Raw genomic sequence first — 18135 nt, forward strand, 5'->3', positions numbered from 1 at the left:
TGAACGCCATGTACTCGCTTGCCCGCCCCTTCCTGTTCGCCCTTGATGCAGAACGCGCCCACGGCCTTGGCCTGAGTGCGCTGGACCTGGCCTACCGCACCGGCACCACGCCGCTGATGGGCCGCCGCATCGACCCGCTGCCGACCAACGCGTTCGGAGTGAGTTTCCCGAATCCGGTGGGCCTGGCCGCCGGCCTGGACAAGAACGGCGAGCACATCGATGCGCTGCTGGCCCTGGGCTTCGGCTTCGTCGAGATCGGCACGATCACCCCGCGTCCGCAGGCGGGGAACCCGAAGCCGCGCCTGTTCCGGCTGCCGGACCACCACGCCATCATCAACCGCATGGGCTTCAACAACCTGGGCGTGGATGCGCTGGTGCGCAATGTCGAACGTGCCAAGCGCCGCACCGGCCTGCTCGGCATCAACATCGGCAAGAACAAGGACACGCCCAACGAGCAGGCGTTCGACGATTACCAGCACTGCCTGCAGAAGGTGTATCCGCTGGCCGACTACATCACCGTCAACATCTCCTCGCCGAACACCGCCGGCCTGCGCGAACTGCAGGAAGAGACCGCGCTGCGCCAGCTGATTTCGCAGCTGCGCGAAAGCCAGGAAAGCCTCGCCGCCAAGCACGGCAAGCGGGTGCCGATGCTGGTCAAGGTCGCCCCGGACCTGAGCGATCGCGACATCGATGCGGCCGCGCGCGTGCTCGGCGAGCTCAAGGTGGACGGCGTGATCGCGACCAACACCACCATCGACCGCAGTGCCGTGGCCGGTGACCCGCGCGCGAACGAAGCCGGTGGCCTGTCCGGTGCACCGCTGCTGGGCCAATCGACCCTGGTGCTGCGCCGCCTGCGCGCGCGCCTGCCCGAGTCGATGCCGTTGATCGGCGTGGGCGGCATTCAATCCGGTGCGGATGCGGTGGCCAAGATGGCCGCCGGCGCCGCGCTGGTGCAGTGTTACAGCGGCCTGATCTTCCGTGGCCCGGAGCTGGTACATGACTGCGTGGAGGCGATCCGTCGCCGGAGAGAGGCGCCCAGCCGCGGCGCGGTGGCACCGCTGTGAACGACGCCATGACTGCCTGGGCCATCACTGAAAACGCCTCGCTGAAGGCGCTCAATACCTTCCATGTCGACGCCACGGCCGCGCAGCTGCTGGAGGTCTTCGATCCTTCCGTGCTGCCCGAGGTGCTGGCCCTGCCGCGCGTCGCAGAGCAGCCGCTGCTCGTCCTGGGCAGCGGCAGCAACGTGCTGATCGCGGACAACGTGGAAGGCACCGTGCTGGTGTTCGCCAACCGCGGCATCGAGATCCTCGAACACCGCGCCGACCACACCATCGTGCGTGCCGGTGCCGGCGTGAACTGGCATGGGCTGGTGATGTGGTCGCTGCAGAACGGGCTGTCCGGGCTGGAAAACCTGGCCCTGATCCCCGGCACCGCCGGCGCCTCCCCGATCCAGAACATCGGCGCCTATGGTGCGCAGGTCGGCGAGTTCATCCAGGCCGTGGATGCCTGGGACCGACACGAGAACGACTGGGTGCGCTTCGATGCGGAAGGCTGCCAGTTCGCCTACCGCGACAGCATCTTCAAGCACGACCCGGACCGTTACCTGATCACCGCGATCGAGCTGCGCCTGCCGCTGCTGCATGGCCTGCGCCTGGGCTATGCCGGGATCGCCGAGGAAATGGAGGCGATGGGCGTTGAATTGCCGGTGGCCGCCGATGTGGCCAACGCGGTGATCAACATCCGCCGCCGCAAGCTGCCGGATCCGGACGTACTCGGCAACGCGGGCAGCTTCTTCAAGAACCCGATCCTGCCGCTGGAACAGGTGGAGGTGCTGCTGCAGCACTTCCCGGAGCTGCCGGTGTACCCGGCCGACGACGACAGCCGCCGCAAGATTTCCGCGGGCTGGATGATCGAAAGTTGTGGCTGGAAGGGTTACCGCGATGGCGATGCCGGCGTGGCGCCGAGCCATGCGCTGGTGCTGGTCAACCACGGCCAGGCCACCGGTGAAGAACTGCTCGCGCTGGCGCGGCGGATCTCCGCCTCGGTCCTGGAGAAATTCGGCGTACCGATCGAACCGGAACCCAGGCTGATCGGCGCACAGTGGTGAACCCCGCCCCCGCGTTACCGGTGGCCACGCCGTTGCGGGCCGCCCTGCTGATGCTCGGCAGTACGTTGGCCTTCGGCCTGATGGCGATCGCGATCCGCTACGCCACCCGCTACGTGCCGACCCAGGAAGTGGCATTCTTCCGCAACGCGTTCGGCCTGCTGGCACTGCTGCCGATGCTGATCCGCCCCGGCAGCGCGCCGCTGAAGACGCAGCAGCTGCCGCGTTACTTCCTGCGCAGCGCGATCGGGCTGGCCTCGATGCTGTGCGCGTTCTGGGCGATCGGGCACCTGCCGATCTCCCAGGCGATCTCGCTGTCCTATTCGACACCGCTGTTCGTGACCATCGCTGCCGTGCTGTGGCTGGGCGAAACCGTGCGCATGCGCCGCTGGGCGGCGGTGATCATCGGCTTCATCGGCGTGCTGATCATCGTGCGCCCCGGCTCGACCAGCTTCACGCCCGGCACCCTGGTCGCCGTGGGTGCCGCGGTGCTGAGCTCGCTGGTGGCGATCCAGATCAAGCAGCTCACCCGCATCGACAGCGCCGATACGGTGGTGTTCTACACCTATGTGTTCTGGGTGCCGCTGTCGCTGGTGCCGGCGCTGTTCGTCTGGGTCTGGCCGACCGGCCTGGCCTGGGTCTGGCTGGTCGCGACCGGTGTGCTCGGCACGCTGGGCCAGCTGCTGTGGACGCGCGCCCTGCGCCTGGGCGAGGTCTCCGCGTTGACCCCGATCAGCTTCATGCAGCTGCCGCTGGTCAGCCTGCTGGGCTGGCTGCTGTTCAATGAAGCCCTGGACCGCTGGACCGTGATCGGCGCCGGCATCATCCTCGGCGCGAACGCCTATATCGCCCACCGCGAAGCGGTGCTGGCACGGCGGGCGAAATCGCAGGCGGCGACAGCGGCGGCGAAGCCCGGGGAATGAACCGACGCGTCGCGGGGGTCCGCCCCGTCCAGCGTAGATCCACGCCATGCGTGGATGCACTCCGACGATAAACGGATCTCGTTAAGCGTCACATCTGGCGCCTTAACCCTCTAAATCGCCATAACACGCCATTTTCGTCACTTTGTTGAAATACACTTTATACGTCGTAACTAGCCAAACTTGACGCCTTATCGCTATAGTGCGATATAAAGCGTCAGGAGGGTCACTTTATGACAATCACACATCTGATGACGGACGAGGCTGTTCTGGCTGAGCTGGGGCAACGTCTAGCCCGCGTGCGGCTCTCGCAAGGCATCACCCAGGAGCAGCTGGCCGATGCTGCGGGCGTCTCCAAACGCACCGTGCAGCGGCTGGAAGACGGTACGCCCGCCCAGCTGGCCAACCTGATCCGATGCCTGCGCGCCCTCGGCAGGCTGGATGCGCTGGACGTGATGCTGCCCAGCGACGGCCCCAATCCGATCGATCTGCTGGAGCGCCGCGGCCACCCACGCCAGCGCGCGCGACCGGGGGTGGCAGAAGCCGCCCCGGCCAAGCCTTGGACCTGGGGCGATGAGCAATGAGCACCACGGCCGAGGTGCGCCTGTGGGGCAGCCGGATCGGCGCGGTGACGCTGGCCGACGGCGAGCGTATCGCACAATTTGCCTACGACCCGGCATTCGCACGTTCCAGCATTGAGGTCGCCCCGCTGACCATGCCGCTCGCAACGGATCGGATCTACGGTTTCCCCTCCCTCAACCCGGCAGGCTTCCATGGCTTGCCCGGCCTGCTCGCCGACGCCCTGCCGGACAAGTACGGCAATACCCTGATCAATGCGTGGCTGGCCACCCAGGGCCGCACGCCGGACAGCTTCAATGCGGTGGAGCGGCTGTGCTATACCGGCACGCGCGGTATGGGGGCGCTGGAATTCTCCCCTGTGCATGGTCCGCGCGTCCGCACGGCACACAGAATTCAGATCGATGCCTTGGTTGCGCTGGCCACCGAGGTCCTGAGCAATCGCGACAACCTGCGTGCCTCGTTCGGCGATGAAGAACGCGCCGATGCGCTGCGCGACATTCTGCGCGTGGGCACCTCGGCCGGTGGCGCACGCGCCAAAGCCGTGATCGCCTGGAACGAAGCCACTGGCGAAGTCCGATCGGGCCAGGCCGCGGCGGCGCCAGGCTTCAGTTACTGGCTGCTCAAGTTCGATGGCGTCCAGAACAACCGCGACAAGGAACTGGCTGATCCCAAGGGCTACGGCGTGGTCGAGTACGCCTACGCGCTGATGGCGCGTGACGCGGGCATCCAGATCAGCGAGTGCCGACTGCTGGAGGAAGGCGGCCGCCGCCACTTCATGACCCAACGCTTCGACCGCACCGATGCAGGCGGCAAGCGCCATATGCAGTCGTTGGCGGCGATGGCCCACTTCGACTTCAATAACCCCACTGCCTACTCCTACGAGCAGGCCTTGCTGGTCATGCGCCAGTTGCGCCTGCCGATGGCGCAGCTGGAGGAACAGTTCCGGCGGATGGTGTTCAACGTGATCGCACGCAATCAGGACGACCACGTCAAGAACATCGCCTACCTGATGGACCGGCAAGGCCAGTGGTCGCTGTCACCTGCGTTCGACATCACCTGGGCGTACAACCCGGACGGCGACTGGACAGCGCGGCACCAGATGTCGATCAACGCCAAGCGCGAGGGTTTCGACGTGGCCGACCTGGCCGCCTGTGCCGCGACCGCCTCGATCAATGCCCGCCGCGCCCGGGACATCATCGAGCAGGTCCGGCACAGCGTGCTGCGCTGGCCCCGGTTTGCCGACGAGGCCGGCGTCGCCGAGCACTGGCGCGATCAGATCCGCGGCAGCCTGCGTACGGACATTCGCTGACGTGCAGCCTCAGCCCTGCACAACCTGCCACGCACGGGTCGCGCAATCGGCCACGTTGCCGGGCGCGAACTGCTCGGCCATGTAGCGCAGCGCCTGGCGCCGCTGTGCAGGCGGCCGTGCAGTGGCGCCGGGTTCCAGCAGGAGATCGTGGAACTCCTGCAGATCCTGCAGGATCCGCCAGTGGCGGCAGTACGCCACCCACAGCGGATCCGCCTCGACCGGGCCGTAGCCCTCGGCGAACCCCGGCGGCTGCTCACGCCCCCAGCGCCCGCCGATGCCGGCGCCGATGAACATCAGGTCGCGCTCGCGCGGCGCCAGCACCATCTCGTCCCAATCGATCAGATGGATTCCCTCATCTGGCCCGACCAGCACATTGCCCGCGTGCAGATCGGCGTGACAGAGCACGCGGCGGGGGCGACCATCGCCGATGCGCGCACGCAGCGCGCCGCAGCGCTGCCAGATCGCCTCGATGCGCTGACGGTACCGGCACCACAGGGCCAGATACTCCTCGCCCAATGCATCGCGCACCGGTATCCGCGCGTCGGCGCGCTGCAGCCATGCGCCGACGCGCTCCACCGCAGTGTCGTCGTCGAATCCAGGGCGGCGCAGACGCCCGGACAGTGCCTCCGGCAACCGCGCGTCGTGAACCTGGCGCAGCACGCGCCCGAACCGTTCCCAGTGTCCTCGCGACAGCGCCTCCTCGAAACCGGAAAACGCATCGACATAGGGAAACAGCGTCCACTGCAGGCCCGCCCAGGTTGCCGCGGCCGCACCGTCGCGGGTCGGCAGCGGCGCGATGATCTCGCGCAGTCCCAGGTGGTCACGCAGATGGTGCAGCACGTCCCACACCACGGCATCCACCGCATAACGCCGGCACTTCAGCCACCAGCGCATGCCATCAGGCCCACCCACCTGGTACACGGTCGCACCTGCATCGGCGCCACAGGCGCGCTGCACCACCGCGGTGGCTCGTACGCCGTAGGCCTCCCCCAGCACCTGGATGATCTGCGCCGAGGACAACTCTTGTGGATGGAGCATCAATCCAACGCATGTAATGGATACGCATCGACTATCGCAGATCGATACCCTGCAGCGCAGCGCAGTCCATCACGAAAGCGGCCACGCACTGCTTGCGTGGTCGCGCGGGCCAACATCGCGGTGAACTCAGCCGATGATGTGGATGCCCGCTCCGGTTTCACCCGGCGCCAGCTCCGGCCGCAACTGCAACGCAGGAATCTCATAGTCGCCCCCATTCTGGCGGCGGTACGCGATCGGGGCATCGGTCGCCAGGCCATCCAGCCGCGTACCCAGGTCCTCCAGCAGCGCCGGGAACGATGCGTCGTCGACGCGGCCGGTGCGGTAGATCACATGCGGCGGCAGCACCTCGAAGCCGGGATAGAACAGGATGCCGTGCTGGATCGGAAACAGGACATCCTCGATCGAACCGTTGATGCCGCGCGGTGCGTAGTGCGACGCCCAGCCCCCGGTGGTGACCACCAGCATCGCCCGCTTGCCGCTCATGGTGCCCTCGCCGTAGCGGTCGCCCCAGTGACGGTCCGAGTGCTCGCCCACCCCATACGCGAACCCATAGGCGTACACCCGGTCGACCCAGCCCTTGAGGATCGCCGGCATCGAGAACCACCACAGCGGAAACTGCAGGATGACCGTATCGGCCCAGCGCAGTTTGTCCTGCTCGGCCGCGATGTCCGCGCTCTGCGCGCCATTGGCGTACGCCTGCCGCGAGTCCAGCGAGGCATGGAACGGGGCCGACGGATCGCGGTCCGGATGGTCGGCCGCATCGACCTGTGATTTCCACTGCATGGCATACAGATCGGAGACCTGCACGGTGTGGCCGGCCTGTTGCAGACGTTCGACGGTGAAGGTTTTCAGCGAGCCACTGAGCGAAGTCGGTTCGGGGTGGGCGTAGACGATCAGGACGTTCATGGCAGTTCCACGGAGGAGATGCCGCTACGGTAGAGAGGGCGAGGCTATAGTAGAAATAAATTCCCGCAATCCCTGACATTGCCATAGACAATACCCTGCGTCGCATCGACCTCAACCTGCTGGTGACCCTGCAGGCCCTGCTGGACGAGCAGAACGTCACCCGCGCCGCCGCGCGCCTGCATCTGGCGCAGCCCACGGTGAGCGTGCAGCTGGGGCGGCTGCGTGATCTGTTCGACGATCCGCTGCTGCTGCCCGGCCCGCGCGGCATGCGGACCACGGCGCGCGCCGAGGCCCTGCGCGCGCCATTGGCCGACGCGCTGGCCGCCGTCGAGCGCGCGGTGGCGCCGACCCGGGCGTTCGACCCGGCGCAGGCCCGCAACACCTGGCAGGTGATGGCCTCCGACTACGGCGAGTCCACCGTGCTGCTGCCGGCCCTGGCCGGCCTGCGTCGCGCCGCACCGGGCACGCGCCTGGCCGTGGTCGAACTCGCACCGCGGCGCATGGTGGAGCAGGCCGAGCGTGGCGATATCGACCTGGCGTTCCACATCGCGTCCGATGCGCCCCCCGCCCTGCACCACCGCCCTCTGTTCACCGAACGCTACGTACTGGCTGGCCGCGCCGGTCATCCAAAATTGAAGCGTCGCCCCACCCTGGCCCAGTTCTGCGCGCTCGAGCATGTCATCGTCTCGCCGATGGGCGGCGGCTTCCACGGCGTCACCGACGAGGCACTCGCCCGGGTGGGTGCACAGCGCAGGGTGGCCTTGTCAGTGCCGCACTTCCTGTACCTGCGCAGTGTGATCAGCCGGACCGACATGGTCGCGATGGTGCCCGCGCGGCTGGTCGCCGAGGATCCGTCACTGCGTGTCGTGGAGGCGCCGATCGACGTGCCCGGCTACCAGATGGTGATGCTGTGGCACGAGCGCGTGCACCGCGATCCGGCGCATCGCTGGCTGCGGGACCAGATCGCCCAAGCGGTCAAGGGATGATCCGGCGCATATTGCGACGCGTCATGTAAACGATTACATCCCCTGCTAGCGTGTCCCCACCCCGCCGTCGGGGTCGTTTCAGATCAGGAGCACGTTGATGGGGCTGCAGGCTGACCGTTCGACCGTCGTGCACCGACCGCGCCGCATCATGGCCGGCAGCGTGCTCTTCTCCGCCCTCGCGCTGAGCCTCACCGCGGCCGCCCAGGACCTGCCACCGCGCAGCCAGTGGCAGGCCAGCAGTTCCTCCCAGCAGGTGCCGGCGATGGCGGTCGGGCACCTGATCGACGGCGACCCTAAAACAGTCACCGGCGGTGCTTTCAGCCCGGGCCACTGGTTCCAGGTGGACCTGGGCAGGCCGAGCATGCTCAGCGGCGCGCAGATCACCTGGGACGTCTCCAATCCGGAAGGGTACAGCCTGCAGACCTCGCTGGACGGTCAACAGTGGCAGCCGGCCTACACCATGCGCGATTCGCTCGGCGGTATCGAGACGCTGTTCTTTGCGCCGCGCAACGCCCGCTATCTGCGCCTGGCCAGCCCGGCGCGCACCTCGGACTGGGGCGTGTCGATCTTCGAGCTGGAGCCCTTGGATTCCACCACGAGCGCGCGCATGTCCGGCGTGGATGCGACCCAGGCCGCGGCGCTGTGGCAGGGTGGCAGTGCCATCGCCGTGCCGCGTGGCAAGGACGGTACGCATACGCTCGAGATCGCGTTGCCGCGTGCCGTCTCCACCACCGGCCTGTCCGTGGAGTGGAACGGTGAGCACGGTGCCGCACGGCTGCAGGCACGCGATGCGCAGGGCCACTGGATGGACCTCGCACGCGATCCGCAGGCCGGTACACGCCAGCAGAGTTGGTTGGCGGGCACTGCTGCCGTGACCGCCACCGCGCTGCGGCTGACGGTGGACGGTGACGCCCCCCGGGTCGAGCGCCTGCGCCTGCTCGGCCCCAAGGCAGTGATGACGCCGATGAAGCGCTACCAGATCGCCGCCAGTGGCGCGCAGCGCGCATTGTTCCCGGCCTCGCTGCACATGCAGCAGACCTACTGGACCGCGGTCGGCATCCACGCCGGCCGACAGAAATCGATCTTCGACGAGTACGGCAACATCGAAGCCTTCAAGGGCGCGCCGCTGGTGCAGCCGATCTGGCGCAACGCGGACGGTGTTGCCGCAGGTGCCGCCGACCAGCCGGTGCAGCACGCGCTGCGCGATGGCTGGAAGCCGATGCCCTCGGCGACGTGGTCGCCCCAACCCGGGCTGGAACTGCAGAGCGAGGCGTTCGCGGTCGAGCTGGGGGGACAGCCGGTCACCTTCGTGCGCCATCGACTGCGCAACACCGGCAGCGCCCCTCTCGAGGGCACCCTGACACTGGCGGTACGGCCGATGCAGATGAATCCACCGTGGCAGAATGGCGGCCTCTCGCCGATCCGCGAGGTGGCCGTGGAAGGTCGGCAGGTGCGCATCAACGGGCGTGCCCTGCTGCAGTCGCTGACCCCGATCGATGCCGCGGGTGCGGCGCCGTTCGGCACGGAGGGCAGTTCCGAGATCACCGCGGCCATCGCCAGCGGTACCTTGCCCGCGGCCACGCAGGCACGCGATGCCGAGGGTCTCGCGTCCGCGGCGCTGGCCTACCGCGTGCAGCTCGCGCCGGGTGCCAGCCGCTCGGTGGTGGTCGCCTTCCCGCTGGGCACCGCCGCTTCGGCCAAGGACGGTTCGCTGCCGGATGCACCGCCACTGGCGCTGTCTGGCATCCCGCGTGCACCCGATGCGGCGTACGACGCACTCGCCAAGCGGGCATCCGACGACTGGCAGGCACGCCTGGGCCAGGTCGGCCTGCGCCTGCCCGATCCCTCGCTGGTGGACATGCTGCGCGCGCAGGCGGCGTACATGCTGATCAACCAGACCGGCCCGGCCATGCAGCCCGGCCCGCGCAACTACAACCGCTCCTTCATCCGCGACGGCATGGCCACCTCCGCGGTGCTGCTGCGCATGGGCGAATCCAGGGTCGCGCGCGATTACCTGGCCTGGTACAGCGAGCACGGCGTGCATGCCAACGGCCTGGTCTCGCCGATCCTCAACGACGACGGCAGCGTCAACACCGGCTTCGGCTCGGACATCGAGTACGACAGCCAGGGGCAGTACATCAGCCTGGTTGCCGATGTCGCGCGGCTGGATGGCGGACCGGACTCGGTACGCGCCTATCTGCCCAAGGTGAAAGCCGCGATGCGCTTCCTGCAGGAACTGCGCGAGCGCACGCTGGTGCCCGGCTACATGGCCAGCCAGCCCTCCCCGGAACGCTTCGCCGGCATCCTGGCGCCATCGATCAGCCACGAGGGCTACCCTTCGCCCACGCACAGCTACTGGGACGACTACTGGGGCCTGAAGGGGTGGCATGACGGCGCGTGGCTGGCCGAGTCGCTGGGCGATCATGAAACCGCCGCGTGGGCGCGCGAACAGTACACCGCCCTGCACGATGCACTGGCCGCCTCGATCCGCGCCACGATGGCGTGGAAGGGCATCGACTTCATTCCTTCTTCGGCCGACCTTGGCGATGGTGATCCGACCGGCGTGTCGATCGCGCTCGATCCCACCGGCGCACAGGATGTGTTGCCGGCCGAGGCGCTGCGCACCACGTTCGCCCGCTATCTGGACGATGTCCGCAAGCGCGGCGAGCCGGGCGCGTTGTATGCCTATACCCCGTACGAAATCCGCAATGTGCTGAGCTATGTGCATCTGGACCAGCCCGAGGCCGCCGACGAACTGCTGCAGGGCCTGCTGCATGACCGCCGCCCGCTGGAGTGGCAGGTGCTCGCCGAGGTGGTCCATTCGCGGCTGCGCTTCCCGCGTTATCTCGGCGACATGCCGCATACCTGGATCGGCGCCGAATATGGACGCACGCTGTTCGGGATGCTGATGCGCGAAGACGATGACGCGCTGTCGCTGCTGCCAGGCACCCCGCCCTCGTGGGTGGCCGGCGACGGGCTGGCGGTGGATCGCCTGCCGACCGCCTACGGCATCCTGGCCCTGCAGGCGCGGCAGCGCGACGGCACGCTGCAGGTAACGCTGGGCAAGGGGCTGCGCGCGGACACCGCGGTCCGTGTGTGGTGGCCGAGCCGTACGCGCCCGACCTCGGTCCGGGTGGATGGCCGCGTCGTGAGTGACTACGACGCGCGCGGGGTGACGCTGAAGCAGCCGTTCCGCCGGCTGGAGGCGACGTGGTGAGACCGACTCCGCCGGCATGGCGATGCTCTGTCGGCCGATGAAGGGCTAGAACCCGGTCAGCCCTGCCGGTCGACGGGACGACGCAAGCCTTGGTCCGGTCGTGGCGGTGCCTGGCATGACCGGCATTGACATGCAGGTATTTACCTGCATATCATCGGATCGTCGACGGGCGCCATCACATGCACAGGGCGTTACCTGGATCACGAGCAGCGAGGAACGCGGATGGATGCAGACAAGGTGTTCAAGGCGCTGGGCGACCCAACCCGCAGGGCGCTGCTGGATGCGCTCTGCCAGACGAACGGGCAGTCGCTGGGGCAGCTCTGCGCGCACCTGCAGATGGCACGGCAATCGGTCACCCAGCACCTGGGACTGTTGGAAGACGCCAACCTGATCAGCACCGTCAGGCGCGGCCGCGAGAAGCTGCATTTCATCAACCCCGTGCCCCTGCACGAGGTTTACGAGCGGTGGGTACGCAAGTTCGAGCACCAACGGCTGAGCCTGCTGCATGACCTGAAAAAAGAACTCGAAGGAGAATGATGATGTCCACGGTGTCTACCTGCTTCATCCACGTGATCTATATCGCCTCCACCGCCGAAAGCGTATTCGAGGCCATCACCCGGCCAGAGATCGCCCGCACCTATTGGGGCCATGAAAACGTATCGGACTGGCAGCCCGGTTCACGCTGGCAGCACGTCCGTGCCGACGCGGCAAGGAAAGTCGAGCTGGTCGGCGAGGTGGTCGAAAGCACTCCGCCCTCGCGCCTGGTCATCAGCTGGGCCGCCGCGTCGCAGGCCGATGACGCGCAGGCCTACAGCCGGGTGACGTTCGATATCGTGCCGTATGACGGCATGGTCCGGCTCACCGTGACCCATGACCAGCTCGAGCCGGGCAGCGGCATGGACACCGGCATCCGGCAGGGCTGGCCGCTTGTCCTGTCCAGCCTGAAATCACTGCTGGAGACCGGCAGGGGAATGGACGTCTTCGCCAAGCCACTGGCCTGATCCGGGCGGGAAGATCACAGAAAAGGGCGCCTTGGGCGCCCTTTTCATTCAACACATCTCGCTCGACCGCTGTACGCGACAACGCGCTCAGACACTCCCCTCATGCTCATGCAGGGTGATCAGCGATTCCATCAGGTCTTCGTCCGCACTCGCGCACACGGCCAGCAGCACCGCTTCCTCGCAGCCGGTATCGACGATGTAGGCGTGCCCCATCTGGCTGTCGATGTAGATGCCCTGCCCGGTCTCCAGCACCACCGGATCATAGAACTCGGTGTGGACCTGGATGCGGCCCTCCATCACGTGCACGTACTCCTCGCCCGGGTGGCGGACCAGGTCGCCGAACTCGGCGGTGGTCTTGGCCCGCACCTTGGTCAGGATCGGGATCATCCGCTTGCGGCGCAGTTCGGTGCACAGATAGTAGTAATCGTAGTTGTCGGTCTGGACCCGCAACGCCTTGTCGAGCGAGCCGAGGCTGCGCCGTGCGGTGACCGGCTTCGGCGCGCTGTCGGCGTCGGGCTCGGAGAACAGATCGGACATGCGCAGGTTCAGGCGCTGCGCGAGGTGCTGGAGCTTGTCGTAGGTCAAGGTCAGGCGGTCGTGCTCGATCTTGGACAGCGTGGACAGGGGAATTTCGGTGTGCTCGCTCATTTCCTTGAGCGTCCAACCCTGGCGCGTGCGCAGGCCGCGCAGCAGGGTTCCGAGCGTCGGGCTTTTGGGGCTCATCGACAGGACCTTTGGGCTATTGCTGGTGAAGTTGTCGATACGATACTACGTAGAGATGAATGCCATCCTGATCAGGATGGTTTCTTGTCGCGTTCGCCTCTTATGGCGCCTGTCAACGCCGTGTAATCGTTCTCATTGGCCCCGGAATGGCGTATCCAGGGCACATAACGCTCGCAATCACCCCTGTCCGGCGACCGCCGGACGAGATCACGCGCAATTGACATTTCTCTGATCAGGAATATTGTTGTCTGATTGAGATGGTTTTGGGTCCTCCGATCGTTTCCGCGGGGCGCCTCGTCTTCCAGTTCCAGAGGGGATCGTCACATGCGTGCGTTGTCAGGGCTTGTCGCGTTGTGTTGTGGGCTGTTGCTGTCTTTCCAGGCCGATGCACAGCGGCCGTCGTCCCCGCCCCCGGAGGCCGCGCCCACCCGCGTGGACACCGCTGCCCGTTTGACCGCGGATGACGCGGCCACCTGGCTGGATGGGTTCATGCCGTATGCCATCGCGCGCGGCGACATCGCCGGCGCGGTGGTGACCGTGGTCAAGGACGGCCAGATCCTGGTCCGTCGCGGTTACGGCGTCTCGGATGTGGAAAAACAGACCCCGGTGGATCCGGACCGCACCCTGTTCCGGATGGCCTCGGTCTCCAAGCTGATGACCTGGACCGCGGTGATGCAGCTGGTGGAGGCCGGCAAGCTGGATCTGGACGCGGACATCAACCAGTACCTGGATTTCAAGGTGCCCGAACGCGGCCTGCCGATCACGCTGCGCCAGCTGATGACGCATACCGGTGGCTTCGAGGCCAACATCAAGTACATGTGGACCAGCGAGGCGGTGGCCGAAGCCGGTGACATCGCGCTGGGACCGTACCTCAAGCGACGGGTGCCGGCGCAGATCTTCGCGCCGGGCACCGTGCCCGCCTATTCGAATTACGGCACCAGCCTGGCCGGCTACATCGTCGAGCGCGTGTCCGGCCAACCGTTTGCCGAGTACGTCGAGCAGCACATCTTCGTGCCGCTGCAGATGCAGCACGCCAGCTTCCGGCAACCGCTGCCGCCGGCGTTGCGTGCACTGGTCAGCAAGGGCTATGCACTGGGTTCGGGCAAACCGCGCGACTTCGAAGTCACCCCGTCCGCTCCGGCCGGCGCACTGTCGGCCACCGGCAGCGACATGGCGCGTTTCATGATCGCGCACCTGAGCGCGGCGGGCGGCCACGACACGGCCATTCTGAAAGCCGCGACCAGCCAGCTGATGCTGACCCCGCAGACGCGCTTCGCGCCGCCGCTGAACACCATGGCGCTCGGCTTCTACGAGATCGATGTCAATGGCCAGCGCGTGGTGTCTCACGCCGGTGACACCTACTCGTTCCACTCGCAGCTGTTCCTGTTCCGCGATCACGACGTCGGCCTGTTCGTCTCGCTCAACAGCGCGGGCGCCAACGGCATCACCGGCCCGATCCGGCGTGAACTGCTGGAGAACTTCGCCGACCGCTATTTCCCGGCCGCGGCACCCGCCCCGGCACCGCCTGTGGACGCGGCACTGGCCAAGCAGCAGGCCCGCCTGCTGGCGGCGCCGAGCTACCTGGATTCGCGGCGTGCGGAGACCGGCATCGGCCGCACCGGCATCCTCACCCAGACCCGCCTGGAAGCCCTCGACGATGGCGGCCTGCGTCTGCCGCGCCTGAAGCAGCCCAACGGGCAGCCCACCACCTTCAAGCCGATCGCCCCGTGGCTGTGGCAGGCCAGCAACAGCGAGCTGCGCCTGGCCGCCATCGTCAAGGACGGCGCGCCGATCGGCTTTGCGGTGGATTCGTCTTCGCCGTTCAACGTGTTCCTGCGTGCCGAAGGCTACCGCTCGGCGCTGTGGCTGAAGCCGGCACTGACCGGGGCAGTGGCCGTGCTGGCGCTGTCCGCGCTGGCGTGGCCGATCGCCGCGTTCGTGCGCCGCCGTCATGGGCGCGTGCTGGGCTGGCCACGCAGGACACTGCTGGCCTATCGCCTGAGCCGCTTCGCCTGCTGGTTCATGCTGCTGGTGCCTGCTGCGGCCATGGCGGTGATGACCTGGGCATCGGCGGATTTCGCCCGCCTCGATGACCGCCTCGATCCGGCAGTGATCGGGCTCGGCATCGCCACGGTGATCGCGATCGTCGGCGGGATCGGTTCGACGGCCTGGAATCTGGTGGAGACGGTACGCATTCGTCGCGGCTGGCTCGCCCGCCTCTGGGCCGCGCTGCTGCTGATCGCGGCCTGCGTGCTCGCCTATTCGCTGGTCCTGATGGGCCTGGCCGACTTCGCTCTCAACTACTGACCCATGGCCCCGCCACGGGGCTGGAGACATCCTGTGAAACTGACCCTGCAGATCGATACGCTTGCCTTGCTGGCCCCGTTCCGGATCAGCGGCTACGTGTTCGAACACGCCCCGGTACTGCGCGTGGAACTGGAAGACGGCGGCCATCGCGGCCGTGGCGAAGCCAGCGGTGTGTACTACTTCGATGACACGCCCGAGCAGATGCTGGCGACGCTGGAACTGCTGCGTGCGCGCATCGAAGCCGGCATCACCCGCGACGAGCTGCAGCAGCTGCTGCCCCGCGGCGGCGCGCGCAACGCACTCGACTGCGCGCTCTGGGATCTGGAAGCGAGCCGTAGCGGCACGCATGCCTGGGCGCTGGCCGGGCTGTCGCAGACGCGGCCGCTGCTGACCACCTGGACCCTGGGCGCCGATGACCCGGCGACGATGCAGTCGATCGCGACCGGACGCTATGCGCCGGCCAAGGCACTCAAGCTCAAGCTCAGCGGTGATCTGGATATCGACATCGAGCGCGTGCGTGCGGTGCGCAAGGTACGCCCGGATGTGTGGATGGGCGTGGACGCCAACCAGGGCTACAGCGTGGACGTGCTCGATGCGCTGATTCCGGTGCTGCTGGAGAACGGCATCAAGCTGCTGGAACAACCCTTGCCGCGCGGCCGCGAAGCCGAGCTCAAGGGCTTCGCGCGGCCGTTGCCGTTCGCCGCCGACGAGAGCGTGCAGGATGCTTCGGAGATCGAGGCGCTGGCGGGTCTGTTCGACGTCATCAACATCAAGCTCGACAAGGCCGGCGGGCTCACCGAAAGCCTGGCGATGGTCGGCAAGGCCCGCTCGCTGGGCATGCAGGTGATGGTCGGCAACATGATCGGCAGCAGCTGGGCGATGGGCCCGGCCTTCATCGTGGGCCAGCATTGCGACGTGGTCGATCTCGATGGCCCGCTGTTCCTGCGCGATGACCGGACCCCGGGCCTGCGCTACGACGACGGACTGGTGCATTGCGACGACGCCGTGTGGGGCAAGGGAGTGCACGCATGAGCATCTGGCGCCCGCTGATCTCCGGCCTGCTGCTGGCCTCGACTGCCGCGTTCTCGCCAGTGCATGCACAGGCACCGGTCCCCGTCGCTGCACCGGCGGCCCCCGCGACCACCGAAGCGGCTGACAGCATCGCGCCCGCGCAGGCAGCCACCGGCACGCTGGATGCCGCACGCGTGGACACCTTCCTTGATGGCCTGGTGCCCTACCTGATGGCCCAGGGTGATCTCGCTGGCGCCGTGGTCACCGTGGTCGAGAACGGCAAGGTTGTCACCGAGCGCGGCTTTGGTTTCTCCGATGTCGAGAAGCGCACGCCGGTCGATCCCAAAACCACGTTGTTCCGCCCCGGCTCGATCTCCAAGCTGTTCGTCTGGACCGCGGTGATGCAGCTGGTCGAACAGGGCAAGCTGGACCTGGACACCGACATCAACACCTACCTGGACATCAAGGTCCCGGCCAAGGGTGAGCCGATCACGCTGCGCCAGATCATGACCCACACCAGCGGTCTGGAAGAGCGCATGCGCTACCTGATCGTGCTGGGTCCGGATCATCCGGCCAACCGCGACAACTACCTCAAGGAATGGGTGCCCAACCAGATTTCCACACCGGGCACGACACCGGCGTACTCCAACTACGCCACCGGCATCGCCTCGTACATCGTCGAGCGCGTCAGCGGACAGCGCTTCGAGGACTACGCCAGGCAGCACATCCTGCAGCCGCTGGACATGCAGTACGCCAGCTTCGAACAGAAGCTGCCGGCCGAGCTGCTGCCACACGCCGCCAAGGGCTATCTGCTGGGCTCGGGCAAAAGCTACCCGGCCGAGAAGAACACCGCACCGGGCGTGGGCGGCCTGTATGCCTCGGGGTCGGCGATGGCGCGTTTCATGATGGCCACGCTCAATCATGGTGAGCTCGACGGCCAGCGCATCATGCGCGCCGAGACCAACGCACAGATGCTGACCCCGCAGCCGGCGATCCTGCCGCATCTGCCGCGCATGGCCCTGGGCTGGATGGCCTCGGACACCGGTGGCTACGACACCCGCTCGCACGGCGGCACGATGCTGTTCTTCTACTCGTGGCTGTGGATGATCCCGGAGCGCAACATCGGCGTGTTCGTCTCCACCAACAGCGTCGGGCGTGATGCGGCCGGCTCGGCGCTGCGTGCCCAGGTGTGGGAGCGCTTCGTCGAGAACTTCCTGCCGACCCTGCCGATCCAGGCCGCCGGCCCGGGCGTGGATGCGGCAACCGCGCGCGAACACGCCGCGGCGCTGGCGGGGGTGAGCTGGCAGAGCACGCGCCGCTCGGACAGTTCGTATCTGCGCATGCTGACCCTGTTCGCACCGATCCGCGTGCACCCGCAGGAAGACGGCACGATCACCGTCGATGGCCAGAAGGGCCTCAACGGCCAGCTGCTGCGCTGGCGCGAGGTGTCGCCGTGGCTGTGGCAGCAGGAAAACGGTCGCGGCCTGTTGGAAGTGAAGGTCAAGGACGGCCGGCCGGTGTACTTCTCCGGCGGCCCGTTCGCCTCGGTGTTCGGCTTCGAACCGATCCCCGGCTGGCGTTCGCCGGCGTGGCTGCGCCCTGCGCTGATCGTCGCACTGGGGCTGCTGACGCTGTCGGCCGTGCTGCGCGTGGGTGGCGTGTTCGTGCGCCGTTACTACCGTGCCAGCGCGCCGCTCGAAGGCCGTGGCCTGCGCTGGCTGCAGACGCTGTCGATCACTGTGCTGCTGGGCAGCGTCATCGCCTGGGTGGCGTATGTGAAGTCGATGTCCGCGCCGGGTGGCATCTCCAGTTACAGCAACGGGCCGTTGATCCTGGTCCAGGCGTTGTCCTGGCTGAGCGTGATTGCCGCGGTCGCACTGGTCTGGGTGGCCGTCCGCGCGCCGGCCAGCTGGCCGCGCATGCGCCGCTATGGCGCCTGGGTGGTCGCACTGTCGGGCCTGGTGGTGGCGTTCGTCGCCATTACCCAGCGCCTGATCAGTACCGGCCTGCAGCTCTGACCCCCGGACGCGC

Annotated in this window: 15 protein-coding genes; 12 read left to right on the top strand and 3 right to left on the bottom strand. The window is 67.3% G+C overall.

Features of this window, described 5'->3' with window-relative positions:
- Positions 1-8: 8 nt before the first annotated feature.
- The 5 genes from ABE424_RS06700 (at position 9) to ABE424_RS06720 (ending at position 4915) form a co-directional block, all read left to right on the top strand.
- Positions 9-1064 carry a quinone-dependent dihydroorotate dehydrogenase gene (locus ABE424_RS06700; protein ID WP_346490923.1) on the top strand — a complete coding sequence of 352 codons (1056 nt, stop codon included), beginning with the start codon at positions 9-11 and terminating at the stop codon, positions 1062-1064.
- A complete protein-coding gene (murB, locus tag ABE424_RS06705) occupies positions 1061-2110 on the top strand; it encodes a UDP-N-acetylmuramate dehydrogenase (protein ID WP_176989834.1) in 1050 nt (349 codons plus the stop codon). The genes ABE424_RS06700 and murB overlap by 4 nt, the downstream gene beginning before the upstream one ends.
- Positions 2111-2142: 32 nt before the next feature.
- Positions 2143-3030 (top strand): DMT family transporter, encoded by an 888-nt coding sequence (locus ABE424_RS06710; RefSeq protein ID WP_346490969.1) that lies wholly within the window; start codon positions 2143-2145, stop codon positions 3028-3030.
- Between the two features lie 230 nt (positions 3031-3260).
- Entirely contained in the window at positions 3261-3611 is a 351-nt protein-coding gene (locus ABE424_RS06715; RefSeq protein ID WP_346478030.1) for a helix-turn-helix transcriptional regulator, read from the top strand.
- Positions 3608-4915, top strand: a complete 1308-nt coding sequence (locus ABE424_RS06720; protein ID WP_346490922.1) for a HipA domain-containing protein — start codon at positions 3608-3610, stop codon at positions 4913-4915. Before ABE424_RS06715 ends, ABE424_RS06720 begins: the two co-directional genes overlap by 4 nt.
- A 9-nt stretch (positions 4916-4924) precedes the next feature.
- Here ABE424_RS06720 and ABE424_RS06725 read toward each other — a convergent pair whose 3' ends face one another.
- Both ABE424_RS06725 and ABE424_RS06730 read right to left on the bottom strand, forming a co-directional pair.
- Positions 4925-5953 (bottom strand): aminoglycoside phosphotransferase family protein, encoded by a 1029-nt coding sequence (locus ABE424_RS06725; protein WP_346490921.1) that lies wholly within the window; start codon positions 5951-5953, stop codon positions 4925-4927.
- Between the two features lie 126 nt (positions 5954-6079).
- Entirely contained in the window at positions 6080-6859 is a 780-nt protein-coding gene (locus ABE424_RS06730; protein WP_346490920.1) for an NAD(P)H-dependent oxidoreductase, read from the bottom strand.
- A gap of 122 nt (positions 6860-6981) precedes the next feature.
- On the opposite strand from ABE424_RS06730, the gene ABE424_RS06735 reads away from it, so the two are divergent.
- The 4 genes from ABE424_RS06735 to ABE424_RS06750 all read left to right on the top strand — a co-directional run bounded on the left by ABE424_RS06735 (position 6982) and on the right by ABE424_RS06750 (position 12063).
- Positions 6982-7845 (top strand): LysR family transcriptional regulator, encoded by an 864-nt coding sequence (locus ABE424_RS06735; RefSeq protein ID WP_346490919.1) that lies wholly within the window; start codon positions 6982-6984, stop codon positions 7843-7845.
- A gap of 97 nt (positions 7846-7942) precedes the next feature.
- Positions 7943-11062, top strand: coding sequence for a discoidin domain-containing protein (locus ABE424_RS06740; RefSeq protein WP_346490918.1), 3120 nt, complete (start codon positions 7943-7945; stop codon positions 11060-11062).
- A 222-nt stretch (positions 11063-11284) separates the two neighbouring features.
- A complete protein-coding gene (locus ABE424_RS06745; protein ID WP_176989827.1) occupies positions 11285-11599 on the top strand; it encodes a metalloregulator ArsR/SmtB family transcription factor in 315 nt (104 codons plus the stop codon).
- A gap of 2 nt (positions 11600-11601) precedes the next feature.
- Positions 11602-12063, top strand: a complete 462-nt coding sequence (locus ABE424_RS06750; protein WP_346490917.1) for an SRPBCC family protein — start codon at positions 11602-11604, stop codon at positions 12061-12063.
- An 87-nt stretch (positions 12064-12150) separates the two neighbouring features.
- Here the strand turns inward: ABE424_RS06750 and ABE424_RS06755 are convergent, their stop codons facing one another.
- On the bottom strand, positions 12151-12786 hold the full coding sequence (locus tag ABE424_RS06755) for an XRE family transcriptional regulator (RefSeq protein WP_176989825.1): 636 nt from the start codon (positions 12784-12786) through the stop codon (positions 12151-12153).
- A 324-nt stretch (positions 12787-13110) separates the two neighbouring features.
- Here ABE424_RS06755 and ABE424_RS06760 point away from each other — a divergent pair, with 324 nt between their 5' ends.
- The 3 genes from ABE424_RS06760 to ABE424_RS06770 are packed head-to-tail and all read left to right on the top strand — an operon-like array spanning position 13111 to position 18122.
- Positions 13111-15093, top strand: a complete 1983-nt coding sequence (locus tag ABE424_RS06760) for a serine hydrolase domain-containing protein (protein WP_346490916.1) — start codon at positions 13111-13113, stop codon at positions 15091-15093.
- 33 nt (positions 15094-15126) lie between these two features.
- Positions 15127-16125 (top strand): dipeptide epimerase, encoded by a 999-nt coding sequence (locus tag ABE424_RS06765; RefSeq protein ID WP_176989823.1) that lies wholly within the window; start codon positions 15127-15129, stop codon positions 16123-16125.
- Positions 16122-18122 (top strand): serine hydrolase domain-containing protein, encoded by a 2001-nt coding sequence (locus ABE424_RS06770; RefSeq protein WP_346490915.1) that lies wholly within the window; start codon positions 16122-16124, stop codon positions 18120-18122. Before ABE424_RS06765 ends, ABE424_RS06770 begins: the two co-directional genes overlap by 4 nt.
- The last annotated feature ends 13 nt before the right edge of the window (positions 18123-18135 follow it).

Source organism: Stenotrophomonas sp. TWI1149 (genome assembly GCF_039673155.1).
Lineage (GTDB): Bacteria > Pseudomonadota > Gammaproteobacteria > Xanthomonadales > Xanthomonadaceae > Stenotrophomonas > Stenotrophomonas maltophilia_AA.